This is a genomic window from Microcella alkalica (genome assembly GCF_014137945.1).
GTDB classification, from domain to species: domain Bacteria; phylum Actinomycetota; class Actinomycetes; order Actinomycetales; family Microbacteriaceae; genus Microcella; species Microcella alkalica.
The window spans coordinates 219,285-234,845 of the sequence record NZ_JACGWX010000002.1 but is presented as its reverse complement, the minus strand read 5'-3'; the positions used below and the strand labels follow the sequence as shown (position 1 = coordinate 234,845).

The following is a 15,561-nucleotide window of genomic DNA, read 5'->3' as shown; positions in this document are numbered from 1 at the left end:
ACGAGAGGACACACCCATGAGCCAGAGCATCCAGGTCATCGAGAACCGCGTCAGCAAGAGCGACGCCGACACCGTGGCCAAGAGTCGTCAGATCGGATACCGGGCGCAGGAACTCGCGGACTACGCCCGCGCAGGCTACGACCTGGCCCACACCGCCACCATCGACGGACCCGAGTACGTCACGTTCGTCGACACGCTGACCCGCGCCACCTACTGACAGCCCCCGGAGGGGCGGCATCGGCCGCCCCTCCGGCAACCCCGCGGCCTCCCTCCGGTCGGCCGGCGAGGGGTGGTCCCCTCGCGCTCCCCACTGATATCACTCTGAAATGGCTAGGTAATATCACTACGGTTTCACCTTGCAATCACACCGATAGCGTGCCACTCTGATATCAGAACAGTTTCAGGATGCTACTAGTTTGCAATTGCTATCAGTTTGCAACCGTTTTGATACCGAATTGCTACCACATTGAAAGTAGAGTGCAAGCATGATCATTCTCGTCGGAAGCCAGAAGGGCGGTCCCGGCAAGACGACCATCGCCGTCAACCTCGCCGTGGAGTACGCCCGACGCGGTGATGACGTCTGCCTCGTCGACGCCGACCCACAACGCTCGGCGGCCAGGTGGCACGCCGACCGCGAAGAGCAAGGCCACGAGCCCGCGATCGCGTGCGTCGAGAAGATCGGCAGCATCCACCAGACCCTGCAAGACCTCGCCACTCGCTATGACGTCGTGATCGTCGACGTCGCCGGCAAGGACAGCAAGGAGATGCGCACCGGAATGACGGCCGCCGACAAGCTCGTCGTCGTCGTCCGTCCCAGCCAGCTCGACCTCGACACGCTCGGCCACATGACCGAAGTCATCGACCAGGCCCTCGACTTCAACCCCGAGCTGGACGTGCGCGGACTGATCACACAGGCGCCGTCCAACCCGAACATCACCGAGCGCACCGACGCGGGGGAGTACCTGGCTGACTACCCCCGTATTCGACCCTTGGAGACGGTCATCTACGAGCGCAAGGCATACCGCGACGTGGTGGGTGAAGGGCTCGGCGTGGTCGAGTGGAGCAACCCGAAGGCCAAGGCAGAGATTCAGGAACTCGCAGCGGAGTTGGTGGCGTAATGGCAATCAAGAAGCGACCCCAGGCAGACCCGGCAGCGATCGAGGCGTTCGGCGCCGCCGCCGACACCTCCGCGGAGGCGCCGGCGCCGGTTGCGGCCGTCCCCGCGCCGCCCCGCGAGACGGTACCGGCGCGCACCGCGGCGCCGGGGGAGTGGCCAGCCGACGTGGCCAAGACGCTGCTGATCCGCTGGCCCGACGCCACCCTCCCGGCCGAACTGGCCGAGGTCGCAGGGCTAGAGGATCGCAGCCAGCACAAGACCGCGCTGCGCGCCCTGCAACGTGGCCTCGAAGTCCTCCGAGCCGAGCACCGCGCGTAAGCCAGGCCCGACATGACGTGCTATCGCAGTGATATCACTCTGAAAGTGCGTTGAGCGCAGACCGCCATGCACGCCCGCACGCAGAGCCAGGCGCACCGGCACGGAGGCCGGCCCGCGAGGGGAGCCGCTACGCGGCACAGCGACTCTCACGCATTCTTTGACCTGTCCGGCTGTCGAGGATACGACGGCTCCGCTCCGGGCCAACGGCTTTCGCGGCATATCCTCCCTCGCTGCGCTCAGTCCGGTATTCCACGGTCCGTTGCTCCCTCCGCTCCGCTCGTCGTTAATCCCTCGATTGCCGGAAGGCAAAGAAAAACGGTTGGTAGGGAGAGGGGCAAGAGCAATGGCTGAGCAGATCACGGTGTACACCACTGGCACGTCATGCGCCCGCTGCACACTCACCAAGAAGGTGCTGACGACCAAGGGCATCGAGTTCGTAGAGGTCAACATCCGAGAGAACGAGGACGCACGCAACTACGTCGTCGAGGACCTGGGATACACCGAAGCACCCGTCGTCGTCATCACTGACGAGGACCACTGGAGCGGCTTCCGCCCCGACCACATCGACCGCATCGGAAGTAACCGATAAGGAGAGACACCATGTCCACCCGCACCATCACCGGAAACCTGGCCGCCGACCCCGAGGTCGTGCAGGCCGGCAGTATCCAGATCACCAAGCTGCGCGTCATCGAGAACACGGGGGAGTACCGACAGGGCAAGTGGCAGGCCCACGACACCCCGACAACCCACTTCATCGAAGCCCGGTTCGAGCTGGGCGAGAACGCGGCCGCATCCCTGCACAAGGGAGACGCCGTGATCGTCACCGGACGCGAGCACACGTCGAGCTGGGGAGACGACGCCAACAAGCAATACGGCCGAGTCATCGACGCCGACAGCATCGGCGCAGACCTCGCTCGAGCGACGGTTGCCCGATCGGGCCCCCTTGTACGGTGGGACGGAGCACTGCCCGCACCAACCGAAGGAACCGTCATGAGCACCGTCGAAGACACCATCCGCGAACTCGATGCCCGTCGTGTGAGGGCGCTGCTGGAGGGCGACGCCGAGACGATGGCCGGCCTGCTGCACCCGGACTTCGCGTACGTGCACCCGAACGGGCGCCGCGAGGAGCGCGATGCCTACATCGAGAGCGCAGGGCGCAAGAACCGCACCCGGGCGGAGCACATCGTCGACCAGGTGATCACCAGCGACTCGGCGGCGTTCATCGCGGGCCGGTACCTGGCGGAGCTCGACACCCCCAACGGGGTGAAAACGGTCGACGTCATCGGCGGGTACACCTGGTTCCTGCTCGACGGCGAGTGGAAGCTCGTGGCCGCGCGCCTGTCGTCGACCCCGAAGGCGGAGTAGCGGGAGGGGCGACTGCGTGTCCCCCACCTCCGCAGTAGGGCGAAACAGAACGTTGACGTTGCACGGCAAACTTCAGCCACCTGTCCCCCATATACTGGGCGAATGCTTCAGCCGCCCCGGCAGATGTCCACCCGACCGCTGATGCAGGTTCGTCACTTCGGGATGCCGGGGCCGGTCTGGACGCTGCTGCTCGTTCTCGTCGCCGGTCTCGTGCTCCTCACCGCCGGTCTTGTGTTTCCGCTGCATTCGGGGCACAGCGTTCCTTTGAAGCTTGCCGCTATCGTCACCGCCGCCTGCCTTGCCGCGGCCCTCCTAGTTCTGGGGGAACGCACGCCAGCGTGGCTGCTGTGGTCGATAGTTTTTGTGCAGGTTGCGTTCACTGCCACCCTCATCAGCGCTGCCCCCACCGACGGGGGTGCGGTTTCGCTCATGGTGGGGATGCTCTCTGCCGCCGTCTATGCGGGCTTCTGGGGACGGCGGCGGATGGCGGCCGCCGTGGCCGCGGCGGTTGTTGTCGGCGGCAGCCTGGCTGTCCTAGTCGGCGGCTTCAGTAATGTGCTCCCGTCGGCGTGGGCGGCGATTGCGGTACTGGCTGTCGGTATCACGGTCGTCTTGCAGGTCCTGGTGTCGGCGCTTGAGCAGCAGGCACTCCTCGATCCCCTCACCGGTGTGATGAACCGGCGCGGGTTGCAAACCTATCTGAGCCTGCGCCGCACCAACCGCAGGCCGCTGTCGCACCGGAGCATCGCGGTGATTGACGTCGACGACTTCAAGCAGATCAACGATGACCTCGGTCATGCGGAGGGCGACCGGGTGTTGCGCGAGCTCGCCCAGAACTGGGTGCGTGGCTTACGCCACGATGATCTGGTGGTGCGGCTGGGCGGCGACGAGTTTGTGCTTGTGCTTTCGAGGGTCGAACCGGATGCGACGCGTGAGCTGCTTGCAAGACTGCAGCGGGAGAGCACGGTCCCCTGGTCGTATGGCGTGTCGTCATGGCCCGAGGGCGCCGACTTCGACGTGTGTCTCGACGAGGCCGATCAGCGGCTCCTCGAGACGAAGCGGGCCCGCGGTGCCGGCCGCATCCCGGAGGGCACCACCGCTTCGTAGCGGGAGTTCCATCACGTCGGTCACCCGGAGCGCATTGGCGCCCTCCGCCCCGATGAGATACTGCACACGCCCTCGAAGTTGGGCAAGATGAACGGTCGCGTCTGAGCGAGGGACAGTTCTGCGCCGGGAGCGCACCTCGAGGTCTAGGCTGGCTCACCCTGCTGGTCCACGGGATGCCGCGCCTCGCTGTCGGAGTCCGGCTGGCCCAGGAACGACGGCACGACAAAGAGCACGCCCACCAGCGCGATGGCCACGGGCACCGGCGCAACGACGATCGCCGCGGCGGCGACGAGCGGGGTGAGCAGGAGGGCAGCGGCGCGGTACGCGCCGGATGCCGCGATCGCGTCGCCGCGTTCCTCCGGGTGCACGGAGTCGGCGACGGCGGCGGTTCCCACGGTCTGCAGGATGCCGGCTGCCACCCCGGAGACGACGAGTCCCGAGCCCGCGAGCCAAGGGTCGAAGGAGAGCAGACCGGTCACCGCGACGCCGGCCCCCGCCGCGACTCCCCCGCCGGCGAGGGTGATGCGAAAGCGAATCCGTTTGCAGAACCCGATCGCGGAGCTCCCGACCATGGCGGCGATGTTCGCGATCGTGATCAGGAGGCCGACGACGACGGGCGACATCCCCCCAAACACCAACACCACGGGGATGTAGGAGTTCAGGATCGACCGCCACCCCCCGGCGACGACGCCCATCCAGATGCCCGTGCGGATTTCGCGCCGACGCCACATCCGCGCCGCGCCGGGTCGCGGTGGCGGCGCGAAGGGCGGGAGGGAGACGAGCAGCGCGGCAAGCACCGCCGAGGCGAGCGCGGCCGCGGCGCCCGCGAACATCGCGGAGTCGTCCCCGAACGTCAGCAGGACGCCCGCCACGAGGGGCCCGAGGAGCGCTCCGACACCGGCGGAGAAGTTCAGCCGCGCGATCGCACCGACTGCGCGCGGCGCGACCCGCACGGCGTGGGTTTGCAGCCCGGTCCAGAAATACGCGCGGCCCGCGCCCTGCATGATCTGCGCGACGGTGAACACGAGGAGCTCGGTCGAGTACGTCAGCAGCAGGCAGGCGACCGTCATGGCAAGCCCGGCGATGACGACAAGGAGCTTGTCGGGGACCACCCGCAGAAGCCTGCCCAGCCACAGTCGGGCGACGAGTTGGGCCAGTCCTGCGACGCCCACGAGGACACCGATCTCGATGGCGGAGTACCCCGCGGCCACCGCGAGGAGCGGGATGCCCACGCCGATCACGCCGAGCGTGAACGAGAACGCGAACGACACGCCGCCGCTGAGCGCCTCGTCGACAGTATGTCGACGAGGCTCGTCAGTTCGGGCGATCACGAGAACCGGACTCGGTGACCCCGACCGCGGCTGAGCGCCTGCTCATAGACGTACGACGCCAGGGCGATGTCGCCGTAGCCGCCCGCCGACTCCCGAAACACCCGCACGCCGGTCCGCGGCGGCGCCGCGGCGTCGACGAGATCGCTCAGCTGCGTGACCGAGCCCCAGGGCAACCGTCCGTCGGCGTCGAGGTCGACGAGCGTGCTGCGCAGCGTTCCGTGCCACACCTCGTCGAAGCCCTTCTCGTGCGCCTTGGATGACACGACGACGCTGTCGGCCTCCAGATAGAGGTCGTCAGGGAACTCGGAGGGCACCCCCATGCCGGCCACCAGCACGTCGGGCCCGACATCCGCACGCTCGATGACGGGCACCGTGGAGTTGGTCGACACGATGACGACCTGTGCGCCGTCTAGGGCCTGCGTCAGATCCGCGAAGCCCGTGACCTCTGCGGTCAGTGCCTTCTTGGCCAGTGCGACGAACTCGTCCCGGCGCTGGTCGTTCCTGCCGAACACGCGCACCTCGGTCACCGGCCTCACGAGCGCCGCCGCCTCGAGCAGGCCAAGCGCGTTTCGCCCGGTCCCGATCAGGGTGACGATGCCGGCGCTCGGGCCGGCCAAGACATCGACGGCCACACCGATGACGGCGGCGGTGCGGAGCGTGCCGAAGGGGTACGCCATGACGCTCAGCAGGTCGGCGCGCTCCGTCTCGAAGAGCAGCGCGGCGCCCGAGGGGCCGGCGAGGTCATGCGCACCCGTCACGCGCACACCCGTGCGCCGCGAGTCCAGGAGCGCGCCGCGAACGGTTCGCAGCGATGCCCGCTCGCGGAGATCGAGGTGGGTCGGCGGTTGCTCCACGGCGGCGCCGCGGGCCTGCTCGCGGAGCGCCTCGCGGGTCACGTCGATCGCGGCCGGAAGGTCGATCAGATCGGAGACATCGTCTCGCGAAAGCACGAGGGTCTCGCCGTCGGATTGCGCCATTATTCTCCTTGTCGTGAAATCGGCGAACGGCTCGCCGCGGTCCGGGTTACTCCAGGAAGCCGTGCTCCCGATAGTAGGTTCGCGCGCCGGCGTGGACGGGGAGTTCCGTCCGGGCGATGGTGTGCATGTCGATCGGGGCGGTCATCCCGTCGAATCGATCGCTGAAGCGGGCGGAGATCTGCTCGTGTCGCTCGTGGATCGCGGCGGCCGTGAGGTAGCCGAGTTCCTCGTTCATGTCGGTGCGGCAGATCAGCGCCCAGCCGGTGAAGTCGACCGCCGGCACGTCAACGTGCACGCCCTGCAGCCGGTCCGCCGCGATAGTGCCGGCATCCATCCCGTACTCAACCAGGCCGTCGAGGATGTCGCGGTCCAGGGGGAGGAACCTCATGTCGTACTGGGTGGTGATCTTGTGCCACCGACGCGTCATGATCGCCTCATCGAACACCGCATCGAACGAGGGGTCGACGGGCACGGCGCTCGGCGAATTCTGGCTGCGGGGGCGGTCGCGCAGTATCTTGCCCCCCCACGACTCGATGTCGTCGAGGGTGATGCCGTAGCGCTCAAGCACGGCCTCGACGACCCAGCCGGCGGGGTGATTCATCTCGCGCGACGGCGTGGAGAGGCGCAGCGGATACTTCTGCTCCCGCACCTCGTGGAGGCTGCGCAGGCCGGTCTCGCGACGCACCGCGAACGCCAGGCGGTCGTCGTGCGGGAACACCGCCAGCACGGACAACGGCAGCGGTTCGGCGAACGGGCCGCGGCCCTCGATCGCCATCCGTGCGTACCAGAGCGGCGTCGTGAAACCCATATGGAACTCTCCGTCCGCCACCCGCTGCGGAGCCTGCATCGCCATGGCGCCCGGGTCTCCCGTAACCGCGGAGACGAGCGAACCGGCAGGCAACTTGCTGAAGTAGCCGCTCAGTCCCATCGCGATCAAACTGCCGATGTTGGTCCAGTTCTGGCCGCCGCCGAGAATGCGTACCTCAAGCGGGCCATCGAGCCGCTTCATGCGGAGAAATCCATGCTCATGCCGAGTCCCATCCTCGTGCCCTCCTCGTGAAACACCGCGGCCGCTGCCACGTCCCACATTGCGAGCGGCCCGCTGCCCACGAAGACCGTGACATCGTCCGCCTCGGTTCGGCGAGATCCCGTGCCGCCCACCAGGTCCGAGAGCTCGGCATCCACCCAGCCATCGGGGATCGGGTCACTCCATGGCGGATCGAGCTCGCGCTGCGCCATTCGGGAGCCAAGCACGATCCGCGACCGGCGGAAGGTGGTCATGGGGACCTCGTTGCGCGCAAGCACGCTGATGTGGGTGCCCGGCCGGATCGCTTCGTCGCTGACGACCGGCCGGTCGGCGTTCGTGCCGATCACGACGACATCCGCCTGAGCGGCGGCGATGTCCGCGCTGTCTACCGCGACCACGTCGACGCCGAGGGTGTCGGCCATCTCGGAGGCGAACGCGGAGCGCCGTTCCTCGTTGGGGCTGTAGATGAGCACCTTCGAGAGGTTCGGGAGGGAGCGGCTCGTCATCACGAGGCCGCCCATCGCCATCGTGCTGCTGCCAATGCACGCGACCACCTCTGACTCGGGCCGCGCGAGCATGCGGGTGGCGAGGCCGGCCGGGGCGCCGGAGCGGTAGCTGTGCAGCAGCTCGTCGTCGACGATGGCCAGGAGTTCGGAGGTGACGTGGTCGAAAAGCACCAGCACCCCGGCGCCGGCTTTGCCCTGTTGCGTGATGGCCATGAGCCGGGTTCCCATGCGGGCGGTGCGCGGCAGTAGCGCCGACATGGAGAACAGCCCCGGCGGCCGTCGCGCTTCAGTCTGGGGCCGGAGGTAGATGCGCGCGTGCTGGGCGGCGACCCCGTCGTGGAGCTGCGAGTACGCGTCCTCGATGCGCTCGATCAGCAGGTCGAGCGCGCGGCCGCCGTCGGCCCAGGCGATCTCGGAGACGTCGCTCCGGCTGAGCAGCAGCGTCATGGCTGCTCGCTCACGCCGGCGCTCGCCGGGAATCCCGTGACCGCGCTGTCGTCGCGGATGCCCACCGAGACGGCCTCCCCGGCCACGAGGCCCGGGCTCCGGTCGATGACGACGCGCAGCGGGGTTCCGTCGACGGCGACCATGACATCCCAGTGCGAGCCCTGGTAGGTGAGCGACGAGAGGAACGCGGATGACGCACCCGGGTCCGCCCTCGAGATGAGCAGGTCTTCCGGACGCACGAACACCTCGACGTCCTCTCCGATGGCCGATGGGGCCACCATGCGCGCGTCGATATCGCCGATGACGGTGGCGAGGACAGCTCGCCGCCCATCGACGGCCCGCACCACTCCAGGAATGCAGTTCACCGAGCCGACGAACCGTGCTGAGAACGGGTCGGCGGGCTCGCGATACAGGCTCACCGGCGACGCGGTTTCGACGATGTGGCCGGAGCTCATGACCGAGATGTGATCGGAGAGGCCGAGGGCCTCGGACTGGTCGTGCGTGACGAAGACGGTCGTCAGACCGGTGCGCTCCTGCACGTCGCGAATCCAGTCGCGCATCCGCTCCCTCAGCTTCACGTCGAGGTTGCTGAGGGGCTCATCGAGCAACAGCACGTCGGGCTCACGCACGATGGCGCGCGCGAGCACCGCGCGCTGCTGTTGGCCGCCGGAGAGCGCCGTTCCCGCGCGCTGAGCGAACTCGCTCAGCCCGACCGCCTCGAGCGCCTCGAGCGTGCGCCGCTTGATCTCGGAGCGCGCGATGCGCGGTCGGGAGACCCGGAGCGGAAATGCCACGTTCTCAAACACCGACATGTGGGGCCAGATCGCGTACGACTGAAACACCATGCCGATGCGCCGCTGATTCGCGGGCAACCAGATGCGCTTCTCCGACGAGTAGACGATGGTGCCGCCGATGCGGATCTCGCCGGAGGTCGGTCGTTCCAGCCCGGCAAGCATTCGCAGGGTGGTGGTCTTGCCGCAGCCGCTCGGCCCGAGCAGCGTTCGAAGCTCGCCGCCGCCAATCGTGAAGCTGATGTTGTCGACCGCCATCGCGCCCGACCCTGCGACGTACTCCTTGCAGAGGTTGGTGACCTCGATCATTGCGTCGGTGGACCCGGGGCTGCTGAGCGTTTCGGTCACGGGGGCTGTGTTGACGGTCACTTGCGTGCCTTTCTTGTGTCGCGGTGCGGGTTCATGCGAAGGCCAAGCCGCATCGCCACCGACACCAGCACCAGGGCGAGCGCGGCGATGATCACGCCGAGCACCGCGCCCGACTCCATCGCACCGCCGTTGGCATACTCGAACATGAGGATGGGAAGGTTCTTCGTTCCAGGCGGCGCAAGGAACACGACCGAACCGACGTCGCGAAGGGTCGTCACGAACGTCAGCATGAAGACCGTGACGAGCATCGGGGCTATCAGCGGCAGCGTGATCTTGAAGAAGACCTGCCGGAACCGTGCGCCGGAAACCTGGCCACCCTCCTCGAGTTCGGGCGCAACCTGCATGATCGCGGTGCGCAACATCTGGGTGCCGAGCGGCATCTCCTTGATGATCAACACGATGATGAGCGGGGCAAGAGTGCCGTAGAGCAGGTTCGGCCCGGGCACCGTGAGGAAGATGCGCAGGACTGCGATGCTCATCAGCACGCCGGGGATCGCCCACGGCATCCAGACGAGGATGTTCAGGATCGCCTTGCCGCGCATGCGAGAGCGAACCAGCAGCCAAGCGAGCAGCGCGAAAAGGAGGGTGCCCAGCGTGCTGGCGACGATTCCGATGACCATCGAGTTCCCGGCGGCCGAAAGGAAGTCGGGGTTGGCGAGCACCCGCTCCCAGTGGGAGGTCGTCCAGGGGGAGCTGATGAAGAAGAACCCGAAGATCTTGTTGAACGAGCCGACCAGCAGGGTCAGGATCGGCAGGAAGACCCCGACGCTGATGAAGGTGATGATGAGGGCCGACGCGACGTAGAGCGAGCGCGTGCGCAGCTTGCGATTCATCCTGAGGCCGCGCCCGGTGAGGGTGGCCTGGGCCTGCATCTTGTGCAGCACGATCTGGTAGACGATGGCCGCCACCAGGAGCACGATCAGGAACAGCGTGCCGATGGCCATGGCGTCCATGTAGGCGGGCGGGTCGAGTCGCACGAGTTCGAAGATCCGGTTGGCATACACGCCGATACCGACCGGGGTCCCAAGAATCTGTTCCACCTCGAACACCTCGAGACTCTTGATGAGTCCCGCGATGAATGCGGTGAAGACGGCCGGCGCGAGGAGCGGCAGCGTGACCTTGCGCAGCGTGGTGCCGACCCGGGCGCCCGACGACTCCGCCGCCTCTTCGAACGAGGCGTCGAACTGCTCGAACGCCGGCGAAAGCAGGATGACCATGATGGGAATCGTGCTCATCGTCAGGTGCACCCAGAGGATCCCGATCACCGAGTTGATCGCGAACGGCCCCTCCTCCACCCAGGGCAGCATCATCTGCACCACCGAGTTCAGCAGCCCGTAGTCCTCATTCGCGAGGAGCACCCAGCCGATGGTGACGGGAAGCGCGGGCAGGAAGAACGCGACCCAGAGCGACGTCTCGATGAACTTGCGCCCGGGGAGGTCGGTTCGCACCAGCAGCCAGGCGATGCCAAATGCGATCACGAGCGCGATGGGGATGCGCACCGCGAAGACGAAGGAATACCAGATCGACTCCAGGGTGGCGCTCGACGCAAAGAGTCGACTCCAGCCCTCGAGGGAGAAGCTGAATCCCTGCCCCAGGCTCTGCGAGTTGAAGCTTCCGATGATCACATAGATCACCGGCGTGACCGTGAGCGCGCCGACCAGCAGGCAAACGAGCACTCCCAGCAGGATCGACTTCTTGTCGGCTCTCTGTCGTCCCACCCGTGGGGGGCGGGTTACAGCGGGTGCGGCTGGGTTGAACACGTGTTCAGGGCCTTTCGTCTGAGGATCTAGTGGTGCAGCAGTGTGTCGGGCGCGATTCGCGCCCGACACACTGGCGAGGGTTTGCGCTACTCGAGCATCGTGCGAAGCTCGGCCGCGACTTCGTTCCGAACCACCGTGTACCAGTGCTCCTCGTAGGTGTCGATGTACTCGCGGTCCTCTTCCGGCTTGACGTAGTCCGGGATCTTCGAGAGGTCCACATCGTTGCGCGTCGTGACCTCGAGCATGGCGTCGCCGTATGCCTGCTGTCCGGCGGTGCTGGCGAACCAGTTGATGAACACCTGGGCGGCGTTCGGGTGCGGCGTGAGGGAGCCGTTCGCGTTCAGCGGCTGCTTCAGCACCCCGGACCCGCCCGTGTACTGGCCGATCCCCTCGCGCGGCATGACGCCGGTGACGGGGAGCCCTTCGCGGGCGAACCGCTCAAGCTCGGCCTGGGTTCCGCCGAGCGCGATGTCGTAGGTGCCGCGCGCGACCCATTCGATCAGCTGGCGCCGATCGGTGGTCGGGACCAGTTCCTGGCCGACGTAGAGGTCCTCGACGAACTCTTCACCCAGGGCGTCGTAGAAGAAGGCGGAGACCGCCTGGCCGGGGCCGCTCAGCGGGTCATAGGTCGCGATCTTGCCCTTGTACTTGGGGTCGAGCAGGTCATCCCAGCTGTCGAACTCTTCGGCGTCGAAGGTGTCGCTGTTGACGATGGCCCAGCCGAAGACGTAGTTCGAGGAGCGCAGCATGTACTTGCCCTCGTCGTCCATCCAGGTGGGGCCGTCGCCGCCGACCCAGTTATCGGGGTCGGTGACGTTCGGCAGGATCATCTGCGCCTTGATGTCCTGCAGCAGTCCCTGGTCGATCATCCCCAGCTCGGTGCCGCCGCCGAGCGAAACGTCGATGCTCAGCTGGTTCGCCTGAGCTTCCTGTTCCATGGCGGTGTACCGCGCGCTGGACTCCCCCGCCGCCGACACGATCTTGATTCCAGTGTCCGCTTCAAATCGGGCCGCGAAGTCGGACTGCTGAAGCTCGGGAGACGAGTCGAGGACGACCTCCCCTTCGGCCTGGCCCTTCTCAAGGATCTCGGCCCACTCGGCCGGGGCTCCCTCCTGCCAGTCCGCGACGGGCGCGGCGTCTGGGCTCTCGGCCGGCTCGGCGGAGTCACCCGACGAACATCCTGCGAGGAGGGTGAGTGCCGCCACAAAACTGGTGACGGCAAGGAATTTAGGCGTCGTTGCCTTCATGCGTTTTCCCTTCATTGGGTTCGCTGTCGTTTCCCTTGGTGCGTGGGGAATCCCACGGCAGTTGAGGCGCCCCCAGATAGGAACCGAGACTGCGTTTCGGTCCGGATTATCTCCGGGCATTCGAGAGCCTATGTTTTCTGGGAGACAGAATCAAGCCCTACTCTAAAGAACACTTCTGCCACGAGGTGTGTGATCTTTCGTCATCGCGGAAAAGGCCCGGCACCGGCAATAGCCGAGCGTGGCGCCACGCCGAGCTGCGCGGCGACCGCGCGACCGGCCTCGAGTGCCGCCGAAACGCTGATCCCGTGCTTCAGTTCGGCCCGGTCGAGCATCCAAGCGAGGTCTTCCATAGCCACGTTCCCCGCGGCGCCCGGGGCAAACGGGCACCCGCCAAGCCCCGCGAGGCTCGCGTCGAAGCGCTGAACACCCTCGCCGAGAGCGGCAAACACGTTCGCGAGCGCCGTGCGGCGCGTGTCGTGGAAATGGGCGCGCAGCGGCACCGTGGTCTCCGCGGCGACCGCGTGGAAGGTCTCGCGCACCTGCCACGGGGTTGCCACCCCGATCGTGTCGGCAAGCGCGAGCTCCGCGACGCCGAACGAGCCCGTGACGTGCTTCGCGATCCGAGCGACGGCGTCTGGCGGCACAACCCCCGCGAAGGGGCACCCGAACGCGACGGCGATGGTCACCGTCAGGGGGATGGCTGCGTCGGCAGCCACCCGCGCCGCCGCGCCGAGCTCGGTCATGAGGCCGGCGACGCTCGAGTTTTGGTTCGCCTGGGCGAACGCATCGGTGGCCGGGATGACGAAGTTCACCTCGTCGACCCCGGCGTCTGCCGCCCTCTGCATGCCCCGCGCGTTGAGGACGAGCCCCGCAATCGTCACCCCGACGTGGGGGCCGATCCCTGCGAGCACCTCTTCGGCGCCGGCCATCGCCGGAACCAGGTCGTCGCGCACGAAGCTCACCGCCTCGATCCGCCTCGCGCCCGTCGCGATGATGCGTCGCACCAGCTCCGCTCTCGCGGTCGGCGACAAGACGGTGGCCTCATTCTGCAGGCCGTCGCGGGGGGTGACATCGATGAGCTCGACGGGGGCGCTCACCGTGCCACGCCCCGTTCGGTGAGACGCCGAATTTGCTCATCGTCGAAGCCGGCGTCGCGCAGCACCTGCCGAGTGTGCTCCCCCTCGGTCGGCCCGTTCGCACGAATCACGCCCGGGGTTGCCGAAAGCTTCGGCACGATGCCCGGATGCGTAACCGCGCCTAAGCGGGGGTGCGGCACCTCGACGAGCATGTCGCGCTCGCGAAACATGTCGTCGGCCGCGATGTCGGCGACCGTGTTCACCCGGCTGTTCGGCACTCCGTGCCGGTCGAGAACGGAGAGCAGAGCGGGGGTGGTGAAGCCGGCCGACCACTCAGCAACGATGGCGTCGAGCTCGTCTTGGTTCCGCCCGCGTGCCGTGTGGTCCGCAAACTTGGGGTCCGCGGCGAGCTCGGGTCGGCCCATCGCCTTGCAGAGTCTGGCAAAGACCGTGTTTTGGTTGGCCGCGATCACCACCCAGTCGCCGTCGCCCGAGCGGTAGATGTTCGACGGGGAGATGCCATCGAGCCGTGACCCCATGGCGTGCGGCACGCGGCCGGTCGCCGCATACTCCGGCACGGCCGCTTCAAGCATCGAGAAGCACGCTTCCGTCAGGGACACGTCGACGACCTGGCCCGTGCCGCCTCGAGCATCCCGCCAGTACAGGGCGGTGAGAATGCCCTGCACCGCGTAGAGCGCGGCGAGGCTGTCGCCGAGCGATATGCCGGCCCGTGGAGGAGGGGTGTCCGGGTACCCGTTGAGGTGGCGCAGACCGCCCGCCGCCTCCGCGACCGACGCATACCCCGGTTGCCCGGACCGAGGGCCGGTCTGCCCGTACCCCGACACGCGCGCGACGATCAGGCCCGGGTTGAGCTTCATGAGTTCGTCGGGCGCGCAGCCGAGCCGTTCGAGCGTGCCCGGCCGCATGTTCTCGACGAGGACGTCGGCTTCTCGTACGAGACGGCGAAACACCTCGTTGCCCTGCGGGTCCTTGAGGTCGAGCATCAGGGAACGCTTGCCCCTCGATTGCACCGCCCACCACAGGCTCTCGCCGCGTTCCACGACGTGCCCCCACGATCGCATCGGGTCGGGCGCGTCCGGGCTTTCGATCTTGATGACCTCGGCGCCGAAGTCGGCGAGGATTCGGCCGCTCATGGGGCCCGCGATCAGCGTCCCCAGCTCGAGCACTCGAATCCCGTCGAGCGGCCGCGGCGACCGGTTGGCGGTGTGCGGGTGGGCCGGCTTCGGTGCATCCATTCGTTTCGCCCTTCAGTGCCCGTTCGCCGGGGAGTCGGAGTCGCGCGCCGCGCCCTCCCCCTGGTCGAGGGAATTCAGCCGCGCCATCGCGTCGTCGTCGAGCTCGAACCCGAAGATGTCGGCGTTCTCGGCGATGCGCCCCGGGTTGGAGGAGCGCGGGATCGGCACGATGCCCGACTGAACGTGCCAGCGCAGGATGATCTGCGTTGGCGAGCGACCGTACCGTTGCGCGGCGTCGACGACGACAGGGTGTTGGCGCAGGTCGTCCCCTCGGCCGGTCGGGCTCCACGCGACCGTGACCGTGCCGAGGCGCTCGTGTGCCGCCCGCGGGCCAACCCGCGCGATGTCGGGGCTGAGCTGGATCTGATTGACGTCGGGCACCACCCCGGTTGCATCGACGATCCGCTGCAGGTGCGCGGGCTTGAAGTTCGACACACCGATCGCGCTTACTCGCTTCTCCTCCAGCAGGCGCACGAGTCCGCGCCACGCGTCCACGTAGCGGTCGAGCCATGGCACCGGCCAGTGAATGAGAAAGAGGTCGAGGTGGTCGACCTTAAGCCGCCGGGTGCTGTCGTCGAACGCGCGGAGCACGCCGTCGACACTGTGTGACTCCTTGTTGAACTTGCTGGCGATGAAGATCTCCGAGCGGTCCACGCCGGAGTTGCGGATGCCTTCGCCGACGGCCGCTTCATTGCCGTACTTGAACGACGTGTCGATCATGCGGTACCCGCACCGGATCGCATGTGCCACCGCGTCGGCGCACTCCGGGCCGAGCAGCGGCCAGGTACCAAACCCGAGCGGGGGAATCGAGTGGCCGTTGCGAAGCGGGATGCGATCGTTGATCTGGCGCGCTACCACCGGGGTGCC

General features: G+C 67.4%; 16 protein-coding genes. 6 read left to right on the top strand and 10 right to left on the bottom strand.

Annotated elements, in window-relative coordinates; translation table 11 throughout:
- Window positions 1–16 precede the first annotated feature (16 nt).
- The 6 genes from FHX53_RS05510 (at window position 17) to FHX53_RS05485 (ending at window position 3,907) form a co-directional block, all read left to right on the top strand.
- Complete coding sequence (locus FHX53_RS05510) at window positions 17–217, top strand: hypothetical protein (RefSeq protein ID WP_182490348.1); 201 nt, start codon at window positions 17–19, stop codon at window positions 215–217.
- Window positions 218–485: 268 nt separating this feature from the next.
- Window positions 486–1,118 carry an AAA family ATPase gene (locus FHX53_RS05505; RefSeq protein WP_182490347.1) on the top strand — a complete coding sequence of 211 codons (633 nt, stop codon included), beginning with the start codon at window positions 486–488 and terminating at the stop codon, window positions 1,116–1,118.
- Window positions 1,118–1,435: a hypothetical protein gene (locus FHX53_RS05500; RefSeq protein WP_182490346.1), complete on the top strand. Its 318-nt coding sequence runs from the start codon at window positions 1,118–1,120 to the stop codon at window positions 1,433–1,435. Before FHX53_RS05505 ends, FHX53_RS05500 begins: the two co-directional genes overlap by 1 nt.
- 343 nt (window positions 1,436–1,778) lie before the next feature.
- Window positions 1,779–2,024 (top strand): glutaredoxin domain-containing protein, encoded by a 246-nt coding sequence (locus tag FHX53_RS05495; protein WP_182490345.1) that lies wholly within the window; start codon window positions 1,779–1,781, stop codon window positions 2,022–2,024.
- A gap of 11 nt (window positions 2,025–2,035) precedes the next feature.
- On the top strand, window positions 2,036–2,800 hold the full coding sequence (locus tag FHX53_RS05490) for a DUF4440 domain-containing protein (RefSeq protein ID WP_182490344.1): 765 nt from the start codon (window positions 2,036–2,038) through the stop codon (window positions 2,798–2,800).
- A 102-nt stretch (window positions 2,801–2,902) separates the two neighbouring features.
- Window positions 2,903–3,907, top strand: a complete 1,005-nt coding sequence (locus tag FHX53_RS05485; protein ID WP_182490343.1) for a GGDEF domain-containing protein — start codon at window positions 2,903–2,905, stop codon at window positions 3,905–3,907.
- Between the two features lie 143 nt (window positions 3,908–4,050).
- On the opposite strand, the gene FHX53_RS05480 is transcribed toward FHX53_RS05485, so the two are convergent.
- The 10 genes from FHX53_RS05480 to FHX53_RS05435 all read right to left on the bottom strand — a co-directional run bounded on the left by FHX53_RS05480 (window position 4,051) and on the right by FHX53_RS05435 (window position 15,552).
- Window positions 4,051–5,238 (bottom strand): MFS transporter, encoded by a 1,188-nt coding sequence (locus FHX53_RS05480; RefSeq protein ID WP_182490342.1) that lies wholly within the window; start codon window positions 5,236–5,238, stop codon window positions 4,051–4,053.
- Complete coding sequence (locus FHX53_RS05475) at window positions 5,235–6,215, bottom strand: ornithine cyclodeaminase family protein (RefSeq protein WP_182490341.1); 981 nt, start codon at window positions 6,213–6,215, stop codon at window positions 5,235–5,237. The genes FHX53_RS05480 and FHX53_RS05475 overlap by 4 nt, the downstream gene beginning before the upstream one ends.
- 46 nt (window positions 6,216–6,261) lie before the next feature.
- Complete coding sequence (locus FHX53_RS05470) at window positions 6,262–7,224, bottom strand: TAXI family TRAP transporter solute-binding subunit (protein WP_182490340.1); 963 nt, start codon at window positions 7,222–7,224, stop codon at window positions 6,262–6,264.
- Window positions 7,221–8,195, bottom strand: coding sequence for an ornithine cyclodeaminase family protein (locus FHX53_RS05465; protein WP_182490339.1), 975 nt, complete (start codon window positions 8,193–8,195; stop codon window positions 7,221–7,223). The genes FHX53_RS05470 and FHX53_RS05465 overlap by 4 nt, the downstream gene beginning before the upstream one ends.
- Complete coding sequence (locus FHX53_RS05460; RefSeq protein WP_220476215.1) at window positions 8,192–9,334, bottom strand: ATP-binding cassette domain-containing protein; 1,143 nt, start codon at window positions 9,332–9,334, stop codon at window positions 8,192–8,194. Before FHX53_RS05460 ends, FHX53_RS05465 begins: the two co-directional genes overlap by 4 nt.
- A 17-nt stretch (window positions 9,335–9,351) precedes the next feature.
- Window positions 9,352–11,073, bottom strand: coding sequence for an ABC transporter permease subunit (locus tag FHX53_RS05455; protein WP_182490338.1), 1,722 nt, complete (start codon window positions 11,071–11,073; stop codon window positions 9,352–9,354).
- Between the two features lie 128 nt (window positions 11,074–11,201).
- Window positions 11,202–12,362 carry an ABC transporter substrate-binding protein gene (locus FHX53_RS05450; protein WP_182490337.1) on the bottom strand — a complete coding sequence of 387 codons (1,161 nt, stop codon included), beginning with the start codon at window positions 12,360–12,362 and terminating at the stop codon, window positions 11,202–11,204.
- Between the two features lie 200 nt (window positions 12,363–12,562).
- Window positions 12,563–13,459 (bottom strand): hydroxymethylglutaryl-CoA lyase, encoded by an 897-nt coding sequence (locus tag FHX53_RS05445; protein WP_182490336.1) that lies wholly within the window; start codon window positions 13,457–13,459, stop codon window positions 12,563–12,565.
- The gene (locus FHX53_RS05440; RefSeq protein WP_182490335.1) at window positions 13,456–14,694 is read right to left on the bottom strand and encodes a CaiB/BaiF CoA transferase family protein; all 1,239 of its coding nucleotides are present in this window, start codon (window positions 14,692–14,694) and stop codon (window positions 13,456–13,458) included. The genes FHX53_RS05445 and FHX53_RS05440 overlap by 4 nt, the downstream gene beginning before the upstream one ends.
- Before the next feature lie 12 nt (window positions 14,695–14,706).
- Window positions 14,707–15,552, bottom strand: a complete 846-nt coding sequence (locus FHX53_RS05435) for an aldo/keto reductase (protein WP_182490334.1) — start codon at window positions 15,550–15,552, stop codon at window positions 14,707–14,709.
- Window positions 15,553–15,561 lie beyond the last annotated feature (9 nt).